Source organism: Paeniroseomonas aquatica (assembly GCF_030409335.1).
Taxonomy (GTDB): domain Bacteria; phylum Pseudomonadota; class Alphaproteobacteria; order Acetobacterales; family Acetobacteraceae; genus Belnapia; species Belnapia aquatica.
Map to the genome: position 1 here is coordinate 1 of NZ_JAUFPN010000090.1, position 17842 is coordinate 17842.

Consider the following 17842-nt stretch of genomic DNA (forward strand, 5'->3'; position numbering starts at 1 on the left):
CGGCCAATCCGGGAATCCCTAGAGTCCACAGGACCTAGAGCCCGAGGTAGATCTGCCGCACCAGGTCGTTCTCGTGCATGGCCGCCGCGGATTCGGCCTCGAATTCGATGTGTCCGTGGACGATGACGTAGCCGCGGTCGGCGATCCGCACCGCCTGGTGGAAATTCTGCTCCGCCATCAGCACCGTCAGGCCGAGGCGGGACTTCATCTCGGCGATCATCTCCATGGTCCGCGCCACCAGGATGGGCGCCAGCCCGACCGAGGGCTCGTCCACCAGCAATATCCGCGGCGCCGACATCAGCGCCCGGCCGAGCGCCACCATCTGCTGCTCGCCGCCGCTCATGCTGCCGACCAGCTGGGCGCGGCGCTCGGCCAGCCGGGGAAACAGCTCGTAGGCCAGCGCCAGATTCCCGGCCAGCGCGGCCCGGGCGGTGGTGCGATAGGCGCCGAGCCGCAGGTTCTGCTCCACCGTCAGCCGGGGGAAGAGCCGGCGGCCTTCGGGGACCAGCACGATGCCGAGGTCCACCACCGCCTCCGGCGACTTGCCGACCAGATCGATGGTGGTGCCATCGAGCGTGGCGCGGATGCTGCCGGCGGTCGGGCGGATCTGGCCCATGATGCTGCGCATCAAGGTGGTCTTGCCGTTGCCGTTGGTGCCGAGCAGCACCACGGTCTGGCCCGCCGGGATGCTGAGCGAGACGGATTGCAGCACCCGCACCGCGCCGTATCCCGCGTCGATACCCTCGATCTCGAGGCTATTGCCGGCCAAGGTAGGCGTCCTCCACGTCGCGCAGCGCCAGCACCGCGCGCGGCGGGCCGTCGGCGATCTTGCGGCCGGCGACGAAGACCACCAGCCGCTCGGCGAAGGCGGTCACCGCCCGCATGATGTGCTCGATCATGATGATGGCGGTGCCGGCGGCGTTCAGCCGGAACAGCAGGGCGATGATCTGGTCCACCTCGGCGTTGGAGAGCCCGGCCATGGCCTCATCCGCGATCAGCAGCTTCGGGTTCAGGGCGATGGCGCGGGCCAGCTCCAGCCGGCGCAGCTCGACCTGGGTGAGCTCCTTCGGCAGGCAATCGGCCTTGCCCGCGAGCTCGACCTGCTCCAGGCATTCCAGGGCGCGGGCGGTGGCCGAGGGGGCCTGGCCGGCGAACAGCACCGGCACCCGCACGTTCTCCAGCACCGAGAGGCTGCCGAAGGGCTGCGGCAGCTGGAAGGTCCGCGCCAGGCCGAGCCGGGCGCGGCGATGCGGCTTCAGCCCATCCAGCACGGCGCCGCCCAGCGTGACCTTGCCGTCATGCGCCGCGAAATCGCCCGAGATGCAATTGACGAAGGTGGACTTGCCCGAGCCGTTGGGGCCGATGAGGCCGAGGCGCTCCCCGGCCCGCAGCTCGATATCGACCTGGTGCAGGGCGACGAAGCCGCCGAAGCGCTTGCCGACGCCCTCGGCCTTCAGCAGCACCTCGCTCATCGCCGCGTCCTGAACCAGCCGAGGATGCCGCGCGGTGCCAGCGCGACGAAGACGACCAGCATCCAGCCGACGATGAAGAGGTTCAGCGCCGAGGAGATGGTCACCGTCGCCGCCTGCTGCATGGCGCCGAGCAGCACCGCGCCGATGACCGGCCCGGCCCAGGTGCCGGCGCCGCCGATCAGCGGCATGGCGATGGCATTGACCGCATAGGCCAGGCTGAAGGCCGCCTCCGGGTTCAGGTAGCCGCTGTAGTAGGGCAGCGGCGCCCCGGCGATGGCCATCAGCGCGCCGCAGAGGGCGGTCGCCACCAGCTTCAGCCGCAGCGTCGGCACGCCCACCGCCTCGGCCGCGCGCTCGTTGTCGCGGATGGCCTGGAGGCCGCGCCCGAGGCGCGAGTTCTCCACCGCCCGGGCGATGCCGACCGCCCCGATGGCCAGCACCAGCATGACGATGAAGAGGTATTCGCCGTAGCTGGTGAAGGGGTCGATGGTCTGCGGCCGGATGACATAGGCCCCGCGGGAGCCGCCGACGTAGTCCCAGTTCACCACCAGCGTCTGCAGCACGACCGAGAGGCAGAGCGTGGCGATGGAGAAATAGACCCCCTTCAGCCGCAGGGTGAGATAGCCGGTGCCGAGGCCGAGCAGCCCGCCGACCAGCCCCGCCGCGACGATGCCCGGCAGCAGGTCGAGCCCGGTCGCCTTGCGCAGCGCGATGGCGGTATAGGCGCCGGCCGCCATGAAGCCGGCGGCGCCGAAATTCACGTAGCCGGCATAGCCGCCGAGGATGTTCCAGGCGGTCGCCAGCACGACGTACTGCAGGATGAAGTAGCCGGCGAAATAGGCGTAGTCGTTGCCCAGGCCGCGCAGGCCGAGGAACAAACCGATGCCGATCGCCAGCGCGCCGAGCCAGAAGGCCAGGCCGCGCTGCAGCTTCGCCGGGGCCGTCGCCGGGCGGGCCAGGGCGGTGGTGCTCATGCCGCCTTCCCGAACAGGCCCTGGGGGCGGAAGGCCAGCACCAGCAGCAGCCAGCCGAAGGCGACGGCGGGGGACCAGGACGGGCCGTAGAAGGTGGCGGTGACGTTCTCCACCACGCCGAAGACGAAGGCGGCCAGGATGCAGCCGGGCAGACTGCCCATGCCGCCCATGATGCAGACCGCGAAGACCCGGCCGATGAAGACCTGGCCGGAGGAGGGCTCGACCGGCTGCACCACCACCAGCGCGCCGCCGGCGACGGCGGCGAGCGCGATCGAGATGCCGAAGGCGAAGCGCTTGATCCGCACCGGGTCGATCGCCATCAGTCGCAGCGCCTCGGCGTCCTGCGCCACCGCGGCGATGGCGAGGCCGGTGAAGCTGCGCTGCAGGAACAGCCACAACGCGCCGATCGCCGCCATGGCCAGCAGGCCGGGGACCAGCATGCGCAGCGGCACGTCGATCTCGCCGAGCCGCCAGGTGACATAGGCATAGGGCGGGTCGAGGAAGCGCTGCTCCGGCCCGAAGGCCATGACCAGCCCGACCTCGATGATGAACATCACCCCGAAGAAGAAGGCGAGGCCCTGCAGCGCCTCGTCGCCGCGGCGCTCGAAGAAGTGGTGGTAGACGGTGTAGATGCCGGTGCCCAGCAGGTAGAAAGGCAGCGCCAGCAGCACCGCCACCAGCAGCGGGTCCAGGCCGAGCGCGGTGCCGATCACCACCACCAGGAAGCCGCCTGCCACCATCAGCGCGGGATGCGCGATGTTGACGATGTCGAGCATGCCGAAGGAGACCGCGAGGCCGCAGGCCGCGGCGGCATAGAGCCCGCCGAGCAGCAGCCCTGACGTAATCCCGTTCAGCAGCAGGACGAGATCGGGGTCCATCCCCTCAGGCCGGCGGGCCGTAGGGGTGCTGCAGCTGGCCGGTGGCGAGCCGCGAGGGCGCCAGGATCACCTTGGTCCCGGCGCGCTTGTACTTCTCGAGGTCGCCGTCGCGGATGTTCTGGAACTGGACATAGAGGTTCCGCTCCTCCGCCCATTCGCCGGAAGCGCCGAATTTCACCGAGCCGACGATGGTCTCGAAGGTGCTGGCATGCATGTCGGCCGCCAGCGCCGCCTGGTCGATTTTCCCGACGCGGGTGAGGGATTGCTCCAGCACCTGCATCTGCGCGTAGGCATAGGGCGGGATGTAATTGCCCAGCAGATCCGCCTGCTCGCGCGGCGCGAGCTCGCGGTACTTCTCGAGGAAGGCGACCACGCCGGGGAATTGCATGGTCGGCTCGGGCGAATAGACGTCCCAGTTCACCAGGTTGTTCAGGATGGGCCCGAGCTGCTGCTGGAAGGCCGCCAGTTGCGGGCCGACCATGCCGCCGCCGAACATCGGCGGCTGGAAGCGCAGCTCGCTGGTCGCCCGCAGGATAGCGTTGGAATCCGGCGGGTAGGAGGCGATGAAGACCACGTCCGGCCGGGTCGCGGCGATCGAGCGGATGGTCGGGGTGAAGTCCACCGTGGAGGGCGGGTAGGAGCGGTCGTAGACCACCCGGATGCCGCGCTCCTTCGCCAGGAAGCGGGCGCTTTCCGCGGCGCGCTGGGCGAAGTCGTTGTCGACCGCGAGGATGGCGATGCTGCGCGGCGGCGAGGGCAGCTTGGCGGCGATGTCGAGGAAGCCGCGGGCATAGGTCTCCTTCATGTTGTCGCCGACCACGTTCATGTTGAAGTGGCGGTCGTATTTGAAGGCGGTGTTCACCCCGGCGCCGAAGATGGTCAGGAAGCACATGTTCCGCTGCATCACCACCGGCATGGCCGGGGCGATCATGGCCGTCGCATAGGGGGAGGTGACGATGTCCACCTTGTCCACGTCGAGCAGCTTCGTGTAGATGCCCGGCACCTGCCCGCCGTTGGTCTGGTCGTCGTAGAAGACGATCTGCACGGGACGGCCGAGGATGCCGCCGCGGGCATTTACCTCCGCCGCCCAGATCTGGTGCGCGAGCTGCGTGGCCCGGCCATTGCCGGCGAGGCCGCCCGAGAGCGACATCGAATAGCCGATGCGGATCGGGTTCGACCCTTGGGCGAAGCTCGGGAAGGCGGCGCCGCTGGCGCCGGCGCCACCGATGGCGGCGGCGATGGCGAGGCGGCCCAGCTCCCGCCGGGTTGTGGTGTTCATTGTTGCTGTCCTCCCCAAACGCGTCCTTTTGCTTTTGCTACCCCGCGGCGGGCATCAGCCTCGATGGGTCGGCGCCGACCCGGCCGCCGCTGCCCTCGGCGGCATCGCGCGAGAGGCGGAAGTCGTAGTGGATGGCCGGCAGGCCCGGCATGGGCGAGTCCGGCAGGCCCAGGCGCTCGGCGACGACCAGGGATTGCGAGACGCCGAAGACGGTATCGCTGGCGATGTTCGGGTCATCGGCGAAATAGAGGGCGGTGACCAGCTCGCGGTAGCCGGGCGCGGCGACCAGCACATGGATATGCGCCGGGCGGAAGCCGTGCCGGTTCTGCAGCCGGGTCATCCGCCCGACCGGCCCGTCCATCGGGATGCTGTAGCCCACGGGCTTCACCGTGCGCAGGTGGTAGCGCCCCGCGGCATCGGTGCGGAAGCGGCCGCGCATGTCCATGACCGTCGCGTCGCGCGCCTGCAGGTCGTAGAGCCCCGCCGCATTGGTCTGCCAGATGTCGATGGCGGCATCGGCGACCGGCCTGCCCGCGCCATCGGTGACCTGGCCGAAGATCACCACCTCGGTGCCCTGCGTGTCGTGCACCGCGATGCTCTCGCCGGCGGCGAATTCCGGGGCCTGCTCACGGAAGAAGGGTCCGAGCAGGCTGGTCTCGGTCCCCGTGGCCTCGCGCCCCGCGGCATCGTGCATGACGTTCACCAGCCGCGAGAGGCCGAGAACGTCGGAGAGCAGGATGAACTCCTGGCGGAAGGGCGTGCAGGCCTGGCCGACGGCGGTGAGGAAGGCGATGCCGGCGAGCCATTCGTCGGGCTGCAGGTTCACCTCCCGGGCGAAGTCATGCAGGTGCCGCGTGGCGGCGGCCATGATCTCGCGCAGCCGGGGGTCGGGGGTATCGGCCATCTGGGCCAATGCCTCAGCGGTCACGCTGTCGCGGTCGAGGTCCTGCATCGGCCCGTCCGTTCCTGTCCCTGGGTGTGGCTGCTTGGCGCAGCCGTTGCAGGAATGATGCGCGGTTCCAGGGCGCCGGGTCAATCATCGGCGCACGGCAGTCCCGCCATGGCCTTGGTGCCCCGGGACGTGGTCGCCCCGGGCGGAACAGGCTGTCAGAGCGCGGGGGCGGCCGGCACTGCGGAAACCGCCGTGGCCTGCAGCGCCGCCTCGATCGCCGCGATCTGCGCCGGGTCGAGGCGAAGGCCGAGCTTGCTGCGGCGCCACACCACATCCTCGGCGGTCGCCGCCCATTCCGCGCGGACGAGGTAGCGCAGCTCCGCCCCGGTCAGGCCGGCGCCGAAGTCCTCGCCGAGGTCGGCGGCGGTGGCGGCCCCGGCCAGCAGCACCAGGGCGCGGGTGCCATAGGCGCGGACCAGGCGGCGGGCCTGGGCGGGGGCGAGGAAGGGGTGGCGTTGCAGCACCTCGGCGACGAGCGCCTCGATGCCGTCGACGGGGAAGTCGCCGCCGGGCAGCGGGTGCCGGCCGGTCCAGCCGGCGGCCAGGCCGCCGGGCGCCGGCAGGTGCGGGGCCAGGCGCCGCAGCGCATCCTCGGCGAGGCGGCGGGAGGTGGTGATCTTGCCGCCGAAGACCGAGAGCAGCGGCGCGCCGGTATCGGCCTCCAGCTTCAGCACGTAGTCCCGGGTCGCCTCCTGCGCGGCGCCGGCGCCGTCGTCATACAGCGGGCGGATGCCGGAATAGGACCAGACCACCATGTCCTCGGTCACCGGCCGGCGGAAGTATTCGCTGGCCCCGGCGCAGAGATAGGCGACCTCGGCCGGGGAGATGCGGGCCGCCGCCGGGTCCCCCTGGTAGTCGAGGTCGGTGGTGCCGATCAGGGTGAAGTCCTGCTCGTAGGGGATGGCGAAGAAGATGCGCCGGTCGCCGCCCTGGAAGATGTAGCAGCGGTCGTGGTCGTAGAGCCTCGGCACCACGATGTGGCTGCCCTGGACCAGTCGCACGGTCGCCGGGGCGTTCTGCCGCAGCACGCCGCGCAGCACCTCCCCCACCCAGGGGCCGGCGGCATTGACCAGGGCGCGGGCGCGGATGGCGCTGCCGTCGGCCAGCGTCAGGCGCCAGCCACCCCCCGCCTCGCGCTCCGCCGTGGTGCAGCGGGTGCGCGGGCGGATGGCGGCGCCGCGGTCGGCGGCGTCCCGGGCGTTGAGCACCACCAGCCGGGAATCCTCCACCCAGCAGTCGGAGTACTCGAACCCCCGGGTGTACTCGGGCTTCAGCGGCGCCCCGGCCGGGTCGGTCCGCAGGTCGAGGCTGCGGGTCGCCGGCAGCCGCTTGCGGCCGCCGAGGTGGTCGTAGAGGAACAGCCCGAGCCGCAGCAGCCAGGCCGGCCGCAGCCCGCGGTGGTGCGGCAGCACGAAGCGCAGCGGCCAGATGATGTGCGGGGCGATGCCCCAGAGCACCTCCCGCTCCAGCAGCGCCTCCCGCACCAGGCGGAATTCGTAGTGCTCGAGGTAGCGCAGCCCGCCATGGACCAGCTTGGTCGAGGCGGCCGAGGTGCCGCCGCCGAGGTCGCCCATCTCGGCCAGGAAGACCGACCAGCCGCGGCCGGCGGCATCCCGGGCGATGCCGCAGCCATTCACCCCGCCGCCGATGATGGCGATGTCGTACTGCTGCGTGTCCAGGACCAGGGTGCTCCGTGCCGGTTGAGCCGGATAACACCCTGGCGCGGTCAGGTGTAGCGCGGCGTGGCCTTCAACTCCGCACCAGCGGGCAATTCCCCTCGGCCTCGGGGCGGAAGGCCTGCTCGGCCGGGGTGGTGCCGAGCAGCTTGTAGTAGTCGTAGGGGCCGCGGCTCTCGGCCGGTGCCTTCACCTCGAACAGAAAGGAGGGGTGCAGCTTGCGCCCATCGGTGCGGATGCGGCCGGGGCCGAAGGCATCGTCGTCGGTCGGCATGGCCTTCATCCGGGCGACGGCGGCGGCGCCATCGGCCCTGGCCCGGGCGGCGCCGAGGTCGGCCGCCGCCTTCAGGTAGTGCAGGGTCGCGGCATAGCAGCCGGCATGGACCATGGTGGGCGCGCCCATGCCGTGGTTGGCCCGCATCCGGGCCGAGAAGGCCCGGGTCCGGTCGTTCATGTCCCAGTAGAAGGTCTCCGAGCAGACCGCGCCCTGCGCCGCGCCGAGGCCGAGGGCATGGACGTCGCTGATGAACATCAGCAGCGCCGCCACCCGCTGGCCGCGCCGGGCCAGGCCGAATTCGCCGGCCTGCTTGACCGCGTTGATCATGTCCGCGCCGCCGCAGCCGAGCGCGATCACCTTGGCCCGGCTGGCCTGGGCGCGCAGCAGGAAGGCGGAGAAGTCGGTGGTGCCGGGGAAGGGGAAGCGGGAGGTGCCCAGCACCCGGCCGCCGGCGGCCTGGACGAAGCGGGTGGTCTCGGCCTCGACCGAATGGCCGAAGGCGTAGTCCACCGTGATGAAGTACCAGCTGTCGCCGCCGGCCCTGACCAGGGCGTCGCCGGTGGAGTGGGCCAGCATCCAGGTGTCGTAGGTCCAGTGGACGGTGTTCGGGCTGCACTGGCTGCCGGTGAGGTCCGCCGTCCCGGGGGCGGAGGCGAGGAAGACCTTGTTCTTCTCCCGGGCGATGCCGGCCGCGGCCAGCCCGGCGGAGCTGCCGGGAACGTCGATCAGCACGTCCACGCCGTCCCGGTCGAACCACTGCCGGGCGAGGTTGGAGGCGAGGTCGGGGCGGTTCTGGTGGTCGCCCGAGACGATCTCGACCTTGAGGCCGAGGCCGGCGGCATCCTGCACCGCCTGGCGCACGCCCTGGACCGAGCCCTGGCCGGCGAGGTCGCCATAGGGCCCGGCCATGTCGCTGATGACGCCGAGGCGGATGGTCGGCGGGCCGCCGCCCTGGGCGCGGGCGCGCGGCGGCAGCGCCGCCCAGGCGGCGCCGGCCGCCAGGATGGCGCGTCGGTCGGTGGTCATTCTCCTGTCCTCCCCCGGCGGCCGTCGCGGGGCGGCGCCGCGGCCGCCGCGCGGCGCCGCCGGTGAAGGCGGCGCCTCAGGCCTTGGCCATGCCCTCGGGCGGGTCGCAGGGCTGGGTCGCCATGTCGCCGGGGATCGAGAGCTCGAGGATCTCCACGTCATCCGAGGTGGCGATCTCGTTGTGCTTCATCCCGCCGGGAATGAGGATGGCATCGCCGACGCCGGAGCGGGTGCGGGTGCCGTCCTCGAATTCCAGCTCGACCCAGCCCTTCAGCACATAGACGAACTGCGCCTCGCACTGGTGGGTGTGCCAGCCGGTCGGCTCGGTCATGCCGGTGACGGCTTCCATCACCTGGGCGCGGAGCCTGCCGCCGGTGGCGGCCGAGACGCCGAGGTCGCGGTAGCGGAAGAATTTCCGCCGGCCGGCGACGAGCGGCGAATTCGCCTTGGTGGCGATGTTGAGCTTGATGTCCGGGCGCGATGCGCCGGGGATGGCACCATCCATGGGGGTAACCTCCTGCGGTGCTTCTCTGCGCGGGATCCGGGCCCGAGCGACCCCGGGCGATCGCGCGCCGGCACCTGGAGGGGGAGGCTACACCCGGGCCGGATGCGGGCAAGCGGGATTCGATCCGTCCGCCGCCGCCATGCCGGCCTTCGGTGCCCCCGGGCCATGTTCCCGGGCCATGCCCCCGGGCGCCGCGGAGGATTGGCATTCGCCCGCCGTTCCGGCAGCCTGCCGGAAAGCCACGGAGGAAACCTGTGAAGCTAGGCCTGTCGATCGGTTATTCCGGCGCCCTGCTCGATGTCCCGGTGGCGCTGGTGCAGCGGGCCGAGGCGCTCGGCTACGACACGGTCTGGACCGCGGAGGCCTACGGCTCGGATGCCGTCAGCCCGCTGGCCTACCTGGCCGCGGTGACCCAGCGGATCAAGCTCGGCACCGGCATCATGCAGCTGGCCGCCCGGACCCCGGCCAATGCCGCCATGTGCGCGGCGACGGTCGACAGCCTGGCCGGCGGCGGCCGCTTCATCGCCGGCCTCGGCGTCTCCGGCCCGCAGATCGTCGAGGGCTGGTACGGCGAGCCCTGGGGCCGGCCCTACTACCGCATGAAGGACTACGTCGCGATCATGCGGAAGATCTTCCGGCGGGAGGCGCCGGTGACGCATGCGGGGCGGGAGATCAGCCTGCCCTATACCGGGGAGGGGGCGATGGGCGTCGGCAAGCCGCTGAAGTCCATCCTGCACATGAACCCCGACATCCCGATCTACCTCGGCACCGAGAACGAGGCGACGGTGAAGCTGACCGCCGAGATCGCCGATGGCTGGCTGGCGCTGGGCTTCGTGCCGGGCTGCCTGCCGGAGTACCTGCCCTGGCTGGAGGAGGGCTTCCGCCGGGCCGGCCACGGCAAGTCGCGCGCCGACTTCACCATCCAGGCCTCGGCGCATGTCGAGGTGGCCGAGGACGTCGGCGCGGCGCTGGCCCGGCTGAAGCCGGAGGTGGCGCTCTACGTCGGCGGCATGGGCCACCGCGACAAGAATTTCCACAAGGACATGATGACCCGCCGCGGCTTCGGCGAGGCGGCCAACCGGGTGCAGGAGCTCTACCTCGCCGGCCGCAAGGACGAGGCGGCGGCGGCGGTGCCCGACGAATGGGTGGACGCCAAGGCCCTGGTCGGCCCCCCCGCCCGGATCCGGGAGCGGTTCCGCGCCTGGGAGGATTCCGGGGCGGATGCCCTGACCGTGCGGTCCCGCCAGCCCGAGGCGATCGAGGTCATGGCCGAGGCGGCGCGGCTGAACCAGGCCTGAGCGTTGGGTGCCGGGCGCCGGCGGGCGGCCGCGGCCGCCCCGCTGCCATGTTGACTTGTCACATTATTTATTGGTTTTTGCGGCTTGGATTTTGATCGGCCTTGGGGAAACGCGCGGCAAAATAGGGAAGACTATGGAAGTCACGATCGCGTCGGATGTGGACAATGCCCGCCGAATGCTGCGCTTTTCCGGCTCGGTCATTGATGTCGATGCGGCCATGGTCGGGACCGAGATCAGCCTGCTCATCGGCGGCGAGGCCGCCGCGACCTTCTCCCTCGCGCCCGACCGGGTCGCGGCCGACGGGCGGATGCCGCTCGATCCCGTCGAGATCGAGTCCGGGCGCCTGCTGCGGCTGCAGGACCTGCGCGTCGATGTCGTGGATACCTATGGCCGGGCCCTGCAGCGGCATGTCGCGGTCAGCCTGACCGGCGACGTCTTCAGGGCGCTCGCCCTGGACACGCCGGAGGCCTTCCACGAGCTCATCCAGCTGCACCACTCGCGCTTCACTTCCCCGGTCCTGCTGGAGCTGGGCGCCTGGGCGGCCGTGCTGCGCTTCCCCGAGGATTTCGTGGTCCGCAATGCCGGCCTCGTGGTGCTGGCGCACCGCATCCTCGAACGCCCCTTCGAGACCCTGGAGCCCGCGGACCTCGGGCGGGCGAACGACATCGTCCGGATGGCGCTGGAGGATATCGTCCTCGGCGAGGCGCTGATTGCCGAAGGGGGGGAGGCGCCGGACTGGCGCCACGTGCGCTGGACCGTGTCGCTGGCCACGGTCGCCGGCTACCTCGCGCTGCTGAACAACCGCTACACCGATGCCGCGACCCTCTTCGCGGTGCATGCCCGCCAGGTGCCGAACGTGCGCTTCGCCAAGGTCAGCGCCCTGAACCTGGTGCTCGGCTGCTTCACCCATGGCCTGCTGATGAGCGCCTTTGGCATGCGGGAGGAGGCGCGGGACAGCTTCTCGACCGGGCTCGAGGCGGTGAAACCGGTGGTCGCGGCGCAGAACCTCTTCGAGAACGTCTGGGTCATCGGCGACCTGATCAATGTCATGGCCGCGGCGCGGCAATGCTTCATCGCCCTGGTCCGGCTGAAGCTGCGCCCGTTCGATCCGGCCCAGCCGGTGATCGACCCCGGCCAGCAGATCGACACGGGGCTGCTCAAGGGGCCGCTGCGCGCCATCCTGAACGCCGGCCATGCGCCCCTGCTGGCGGCGCACCTGGCAGCCTGCGGCGGCCGCTAGAGCAAGGCCCCGCCGCACCGGCGCAGGGACCCGACCCTATCCGGCATAGGCCGCGAGGATGGCCCGGCCGGCCTCCCCGGCGCCGGCGCGCCAGGCCTCGACGGCCGACCGCGCGGCCTCCCGCAGCAGCCCGCGCAGCGCCGGGTCGGGCGCATGCAGGCCGACCCCGTTCTCCCGCATCACCTGCCGGTTGGCGGCGAGCCGACCCTCGATCGCCTGCCACTGCCGCGCCTCGGTCTCCGCCGCCGCCGCCAGCACCGCCGCGCGGCCCGCGGGCGGCAGTGCCGCGAGGCGGGGCGCGGCGGCGAAGGCCAGCGACAGCGGCCAGGCGTAGCTGGCCTCGGTGAAATGCGGCAGCCAGCGCCACAGCCGCCGGCCGGCGCCGCCGTCGCCGGAGGAGAGCACCGCATCGAGCGTGCCGGCCTCGAGCCGCGTCTCCACCTCGGCGAAGGACAGCGCCTCGGCGGCGGCGCCCGCGGCGCGCAGCACCGCCGTGCCGGTGCTGTCGTAGGTGCGGATGCGGAGGCCGCGCAGCGCCGCCGGGGTGGTCACCGGCTCGCGCGTCCAGAAGCCGCTGGGCGGCCAGGGCGTGGTCCACAGCAGCACGGCGCCCTGCCGTGCCGCCGCCGCGGCATAGCCCGGGCGGGCCAGGTCGCGCAGCCGCGCCGCATCGGCCGGGGATGCCGTGAGGAAGGGCAGCGAGGAGAGCAGGAACAGCGGATCGACGCCGCCGAGCGCGCCGGCGAAGGCATCCACCGCGGCGAAGCGCCCCGCCGCCAGGGCCTCGAAGGCGGCGGCGGAGCGGTAGCCCGCCGGCCCGTCCGGCAGCGCCGTGACGGGGAGGCCGCCGGCGCTGGCACCCGCGGCGAAATGCGCCACGCCCTCGCCGGGGATGGCCGTGGCCGGATACTCGGTCGCCACCGTCCAGCCCGGCGGCTGCGCCAGCGCCCGGCCGGCGGCGAGGGCCGGGAGGGCCAGCAGGGGGCGGCGGGGGATCCGGATCATGCAGGGCGCTCCTCGGGCGGCATGGCCCGCCGCGTCAGCGGCCGGGGGATGCTGCCACGGAATCGGCCGGCAGGGACATCCGCAGCAGGGCCTCGGCGCTCTGCAGCAGCACCTCGCCGGCCCGTTCGGCGCCGAGGTAGGGCAGCGAGGCCCAGCCGCCGTCGAACAGCAGGGCCAGGGTATCGCCGAGCTGCGCCGGCTCGGCGACGCCCGCCTCGGCCGCCAGCGCGGCCAGGCCCTGGCGCATCTGGGCCTTGTGCTCGGCGACGAGCTGGTGGATCGGGTGGGAGGGGTCGGGGAATTCGGTCTGCGCCAGCAGCAGCGGGCAGCCGCGGTAGTCCGGCATCGCCAGCTTCGCCGCCACCGCCGCGACCAGCGCCCGCAGCTTCCCCGCCGCGGTCGGCTCCGCCCCGGTGACCGCGGCGAACCAGGCGTCGTAGGCGGCGGAATCCTCGCAGAGGATGGCGGCGACCAGGGCGTCCTTGCTCGGGTAGGTCCGGTACAGGCTCATCTTGGTCGCCTCCGCCACGCGGCAGACCTCCTCGATCCCGGTCGCGCGGATGCCGTGGCGATAGAACAGGTCCTTCGCCGCGATCTGGATGCGCTCGGACGCCTTCGGTCCCTTGGCCGCGGCACTGGACATGGTGGCGATCGCTCCTCTCGGCGGGCCGTGTGTGCACCGCCGCAAAATGCCCCTTGTAATGATACCGACCGGTCACTTACCTAGGGACGAACCGGTCGGTATCACTCGGCCCTGGAGATTGGTTATGTCGCCTGACCAGCACAAGGCCCTTTCGGGCCAGACCGGCGGAAGCCTCTGGATTGATTGGCTGAACCGGGCCCTGCCGAGCGCCGCGGCGCTGGCGCTCGCCGCCGGCACCGCCCTCGGCCAGCCGGCCGCCGCCCAGGGCACCCCGCCCGCCCCTTCCGTCATGGTCGCCACCCCGCTCGCCCGCTCGGTCACCCAATGGGACGAGCATACCGGCCGGATCGAGCCTTCCGCCCGGGTGGAGATCCGCCCCCGCGTCTCCGGCCAGGTGATGCAGGTGCATTTCCAGGATGGCGCGCTGGTGCGGGCCGGCGACCTGCTGTTCACCCTCGACCAGCGCCCCTTCCGGATCGCGGTCGAGAGCGCCCGGGCCGAGGCCGGCCGCAACGAGGCGAAGCTGACCCTCGCCGAGCAGCAGGTGCAGCGCTACACGCCGCTGGTGGCGCAGCGCTTCGCCCCGGAATCCGAGATGGACACGCGGCGCAGCGCCTTGCGGGAGGCCCAGGCCGGCCTCGCCGCCGCCCGCGCCGCCCTGCACCAGGCCGAGCTCGACCTCGAATTCTCCGAGATCCGCGCCCCACGTCCCGGCCGGGTCAGCGACCGCCGGGTGGATGCCGGCAACCTGGTGCAGCAGGGCACCACCCTGCTCACCACGCTGGTCGCGCTCGACCCGGTCTATGTCAGCTTCGATGCGAGCGAGGCGCAGTACCTGCGCTATGCCCGCGCCGCCGCCGGCGGCTTCCGGCCCAGGGGCGATGCGGCGGCCAGCGAGGCCGGGGCGCAGATCCAGCTCCGGCTGCTGGACGAGACCGAGTTCAGCCACGAAGGCCGGGTGAATTTCGTGGACAATACCTTCGATACCCGCAGCGGCACGATCCGCGGCCGCGCCACCGTGCCGAACCCCGACCTCTTCCTCACCCCCGGCAGCTTCGCCCGGCTCCGGTTGTTCGCCGGGGACGTGCCGGCGCTGATGGTGCCGGATGCGGCGGTGGTCGCCGACCAGTCCGGCCGGATGGTGCTGACCGTGGCGGCGGACGGCACCGTGGCGCCGCGCCCGGTGCAGCTCGGCCCGCTGGTCGACGGGCTGCGGGTGGTGCGCTCCGGCCTCGGGCCGGAGGACCGCGTCATCATCGGCGGGCTGCACCGGGCCCGGCCGGGATCGCGCGTCACCGCCGAACAGGGCCGCATCGGCCCCAGCCCGCTCGCCCTGGCCCAGTAGGCGCCGGCACCGCACCCCCTTCAGGACACCCCGTGCCATGCGCCTCGCCCGCTTCTTCATCGACCGCCCGGTCTTCGCGGCGGTCATCTCCATCGCCATCACCCTGGTCGGCGCCATCGCCGCCTTCCGCCTGCCGGTCGGGGAATACCCCGACATCGCCCCGCCCACCGTGCAGGTGACCGCGCTCTATCCCGGCGCCTCGGCCGAGACCATCGCCCAGACCGTCGCCGGGCCGGTGGAGCAGGAGGTGAACGGCGTCGACGGCATGCTCTACCTCTCCTCGCAGTCGACCGGCGACGGGCGGGTGACCATCAGCGTGGTCTTCCGCCAGGGCGTCGACGTCGACCAGGCGCAGGTGCTGGTGCAGAACCGCGTCGCCATCGCCGAGCCGCGGCTGCCCGAGGAGGTCCGCCGCCTCGGCATCACCGTGAAGAAGGCCTCGCCCGACCTGCTGATGGTCGTGCACCTGACCTCGCCGGATGCCAGCCGCAGCCCGGAATACGTCTCGAACTTCGCCACGCTGGCGATCAAGGACCGGCTGACCCGGATCGAGGGCATCGGCGATGCCCAGGTCTTCGGCGCGCGGGACTATGCCATGCGGGTCTGGCTCGACCCCGACAGGGTCGCCGCCCGCGGCCTGGCGCCGGGCGAGGTGGTGCAGGCGCTGCAGCGCGCCAATGCCCAGGTCGCCGCCGGCGCCATCGGCCAGGCGCCGCGCGCCGCCGAGGCCGGCGCCTTCGAAACCAGCGTGCAGGCGCTCGGCCGTCTCACCTCGCCCGAGCAATTCGACGAGCAGGTGGTGGCGACCGGCAGCGGCGGCGCCCCGGTCCGGCTGCGCGACGTGGCGCGGACCGAGATCGGCGCTGCCGACTACACCGTGAACGCGCTGCTGAACAACCAGGTCGCCACCGCCGTCGTCATCTTCCAGCGCCCCGGCAGCAACGCGCTGGAGACCGCCGCCGCCGTCCGCGCCACCATGGAGGAGGCGGCCGCCTCCTTCCCCTCCGGCATCGGCTGGAGCGTGGTCTACGACCCCACGCGCTTCATCGCCCAGAGCATGGAGGCGGTGCTGCACACCTTCGCGGAAGCCGTCCTGCTGGTGGTGCTGGTGGTGATCCTGTTCCTGCAGAACTGGCGCGCCGCGCTGATCCCGCTGCTGGCCATCCCGGTCTCGATCATCGGCACCTTCGGCGTGCTGCTGATGCTCGGCTTCACGCTGAACACCCTGACCATGTTCGGGCTGATCCTGGCCATCGGCATCGTGGTGGATGATGCCATCGTCGTGGTGGAGAATGCCGAGCGGCACATGGCGCTCGGCCTCTCCCCGCTCGAGGCCGCGCGCCGCACCATGGACGAGGTCGGCTTCGCGCTGATCGCCATCGCCCTGGTGCTGGTCGCGGTCTTCATCCCGACGGCCTTCATCAGCGGCATCTCCGGCGCCTTCTACCGGCAGTTCGCGGTGACCATCTCGGTCGCCACGCTGCTCTCGGCCATTGTCTCGCTGACGCTCTCCCCGGCGCTGGCGGCACTGCTGCTGAAGCCGCATGGCCATGCGCTGTCGCGCCACCGGCTGCTGGCGCCGGTCGGCCTGTTCTTCCGCGGCTTCAACTGGCTGTTCGACCGGCTGTCCTTCGGCTACGGCGGGCTGACGCAGCGGCTGGTCCGGCTGCCGGTCATCCTGCTGCTGCTCTACGGCGGCCTGCTGGCGCTGACCGGGCACAGCGTGCTGACCACGGCGACCGGGCTCATCCCGCCGCTCGACCGCGGCTACTTCATCGCCGCCTTCCAGCTGCCGCCGGGCGCCAGCCTCAGCCGCACCGATGCGGTGATCCGCCGCGCCTCGGAGCAGATCGTGGCGACGCCGGGCGTGGCCAATGCCGTCGCCTTCGTCGGCTTCGACGGCGCGACCTTCACCAACGCGCCCAATACCGGCGTGGTCTTCGCCGGGCTCGAGCCCTTCGAGGAGCGCGGCCCGAAGGGGCTCACCGGCAACAGCATCCTGGCCGACCTGCAGCGGCGGCTGGGCAGCGAGCCGGATGCCCAGGTGCTGGTCATCCCGCCGCCGCCGGTCCCCGGCATCGGCACCGGCGGCGGCTTCAAGCTGATGATCCAGGACCGCGCCGGCCTCGGCCCGCAGGCGCTGGAGCAGGCGACGCAGCAGGTGCTGGCCAAGGCCAATGGCGCCCCGGGCATCGCCTTCGCCTTCAGCCTGTTCAATACCGCGACGCCGCAGATCCGCGCCGACATCGACCGCACCCGGGCCGAGATGCTGGGCGTGCCGATCTCCCGCGTGCATGAGGCGATGGCGATCTACATGGGCTCGGCCTTCGTCAACGACTTCAACCTGCTGGGCCGGACCTGGCGGGTGACGGCGCAGGCCGACATGCAGCACCGCATGGGGGTGGAGGATCTCGCCCGGCTGCGGACCCGGACGGATAGCGGCGGGATGGTGCCGCTCGGCAGCATCGCCACCTTCCACGAGACCTCCGGCCCCTACCGGGTGCCGCGCTACAACCTGTTCCCGGCGGCCGAGGTGCAGGGCGCGGCGCTGCCGGGCATCTCGACCGGCCAGGCGATCGCGGCCATGGAGGAGGTGCTGAAGACCGCGTTGCCGGACGGCTTCAGCTACGAATGGACCGAGCTCGCCCTGCAGGAGCGCATCGCCGGCAATACCGCGCCGATCGCCTTCGGCATGGCGGTGGTCTTCGTCTTCCTGGTGCTGGCGGCGATGTACGAGAGCTGGCTGCTGCCGCTGGCCGTCGTGATGATCGCGCCGATGTCGGTGCTGGCGGCGCTGCTGGGCGTGGCGCATGCCGGGCTCGACAACAACGTGCTGGTGCAGGTCGGGCTGGTGGTGCTGGTGGGCCTGGCGGCGAAGAACGCGATCCTGATCGTGGAATTCGCCCGCGCGGCGGAGGATGAGGGCGCCACCCGCTGGGAGGCGGCCGCGGCGGCGGCGCGCACCCGGCTGCGGCCCATCCTGATGACCAGCCTCGCCTTCATCCTCGGCGTGCTGCCGCTGACCGTCGCCACCGGCGCCGGGGCGGAGATGCGCCAGAGCCTGGGCGTCGCGGTCTTCTACGGGATGCTGGGCGTGACCCTGTTCGGGCTGCTGTTCACGCCGCTGTTCTACGTGGTGGCGCGGGCCATGGCGCGGCGCGGCAAGGCGCCGGTCGCACCGCCCACCCCCGCCCCCGCGGAGTGAGAAGGGGGGGGGCAGGCCGCACCCGGTGCAGACCGGGCGCGGCCTGGCCCCCGCCACCTTCATCCGC

General features: G+C 72.1%; 15 protein-coding genes. 4 read left to right on the forward strand and 11 right to left on the reverse strand.

Going from position 1 to position 17842, the window contains the following annotated elements; genetic code table 11:
• Positions 1-34: 34 nt before the first annotated feature.
• From QWZ14_RS08495 to QWZ14_RS08535, 9 genes are all read right to left on the reverse strand, one after another.
• Complete coding sequence (locus tag QWZ14_RS08495) at positions 35-769, reverse strand: ABC transporter ATP-binding protein (protein WP_290316203.1); 735 nt, start codon at positions 767-769, stop codon at positions 35-37.
• The gene (locus QWZ14_RS08500) at positions 756-1472 is read right to left on the reverse strand and encodes an ABC transporter ATP-binding protein (RefSeq protein ID WP_290316204.1); all 717 of its coding nucleotides are present in this window, start codon (positions 1470-1472) and stop codon (positions 756-758) included. Before QWZ14_RS08500 ends, QWZ14_RS08495 begins: the two co-directional genes overlap by 14 nt.
• Positions 1469-2446: a branched-chain amino acid ABC transporter permease gene (locus tag QWZ14_RS08505; RefSeq protein WP_290316205.1), complete on the reverse strand. Its 978-nt coding sequence runs from the start codon at positions 2444-2446 to the stop codon at positions 1469-1471. Before QWZ14_RS08505 ends, QWZ14_RS08500 begins: the two co-directional genes overlap by 4 nt.
• A complete protein-coding gene (locus tag QWZ14_RS08510) occupies positions 2443-3324 on the reverse strand; it encodes a branched-chain amino acid ABC transporter permease (RefSeq protein ID WP_290316206.1) in 882 nt (293 codons plus the stop codon). Before QWZ14_RS08510 ends, QWZ14_RS08505 begins: the two co-directional genes overlap by 4 nt.
• A 4-nt stretch (positions 3325-3328) precedes the next feature.
• Positions 3329-4603: an amino acid ABC transporter substrate-binding protein gene (locus QWZ14_RS08515; protein WP_290316207.1), complete on the reverse strand. Its 1275-nt coding sequence runs from the start codon at positions 4601-4603 to the stop codon at positions 3329-3331.
• Between the two features lie 37 nt (positions 4604-4640).
• The gene (locus tag QWZ14_RS08520) at positions 4641-5555 is read right to left on the reverse strand and encodes a dioxygenase family protein (RefSeq protein ID WP_290316208.1); all 915 of its coding nucleotides are present in this window, start codon (positions 5553-5555) and stop codon (positions 4641-4643) included.
• A 155-nt stretch (positions 5556-5710) separates the two neighbouring features.
• Positions 5711-7240, reverse strand: a complete 1530-nt coding sequence (gene glpD / locus QWZ14_RS08525; protein ID WP_456307229.1) for a glycerol-3-phosphate dehydrogenase — start codon at positions 7238-7240, stop codon at positions 5711-5713.
• Positions 7241-7304: 64 nt separating this feature from the next.
• A complete protein-coding gene (locus QWZ14_RS08530; RefSeq protein WP_290316209.1) occupies positions 7305-8534 on the reverse strand; it encodes an ABC transporter substrate-binding protein in 1230 nt (409 codons plus the stop codon).
• 76 nt (positions 8535-8610) lie between these two features.
• Positions 8611-9039 carry a cupin domain-containing protein gene (locus tag QWZ14_RS08535; protein ID WP_290316210.1) on the reverse strand — a complete coding sequence of 143 codons (429 nt, stop codon included), beginning with the start codon at positions 9037-9039 and terminating at the stop codon, positions 8611-8613.
• Between the two features lie 254 nt (positions 9040-9293).
• On the opposite strand from QWZ14_RS08535, the gene QWZ14_RS08540 reads away from it, so the two are divergent.
• Both QWZ14_RS08540 and QWZ14_RS08545 read left to right on the forward strand, forming a co-directional pair.
• Positions 9294-10337 carry an LLM class F420-dependent oxidoreductase gene (locus tag QWZ14_RS08540; protein ID WP_290316211.1) on the forward strand — a complete coding sequence of 348 codons (1044 nt, stop codon included), beginning with the start codon at positions 9294-9296 and terminating at the stop codon, positions 10335-10337.
• A gap of 133 nt (positions 10338-10470) precedes the next feature.
• Positions 10471-11577 (forward strand): hypothetical protein, encoded by a 1107-nt coding sequence (locus QWZ14_RS08545; protein WP_290316212.1) that lies wholly within the window; start codon positions 10471-10473, stop codon positions 11575-11577.
• 36 nt (positions 11578-11613) lie between these two features.
• Here the strand turns inward: QWZ14_RS08545 and dctP are convergent, their stop codons facing one another.
• Both dctP and QWZ14_RS08555 read right to left on the reverse strand, forming a co-directional pair.
• Positions 11614-12582: a TRAP transporter substrate-binding protein DctP gene (gene dctP, locus QWZ14_RS08550; RefSeq protein ID WP_290316213.1), complete on the reverse strand. Its 969-nt coding sequence runs from the start codon at positions 12580-12582 to the stop codon at positions 11614-11616.
• Positions 12583-12616: 34 nt separating this feature from the next.
• Positions 12617-13225, reverse strand: a complete 609-nt coding sequence (locus QWZ14_RS08555) for a TetR/AcrR family transcriptional regulator (RefSeq protein ID WP_290316214.1) — start codon at positions 13223-13225, stop codon at positions 12617-12619.
• A gap of 124 nt (positions 13226-13349) precedes the next feature.
• On the opposite strand from QWZ14_RS08555, the gene QWZ14_RS08560 reads away from it, so the two are divergent.
• The gene (locus QWZ14_RS08560; protein WP_290316215.1) at positions 13350-14570 is read left to right on the forward strand and encodes an efflux RND transporter periplasmic adaptor subunit; all 1221 of its coding nucleotides are present in this window, start codon (positions 13350-13352) and stop codon (positions 14568-14570) included.
• A gap of 37 nt (positions 14571-14607) precedes the next feature.
• Positions 14608-17775: an efflux RND transporter permease subunit gene (locus QWZ14_RS08565; RefSeq protein WP_290316216.1), complete on the forward strand. Its 3168-nt coding sequence runs from the start codon at positions 14608-14610 to the stop codon at positions 17773-17775.
• Positions 17776-17842: the final 67 nt, after the last annotated feature.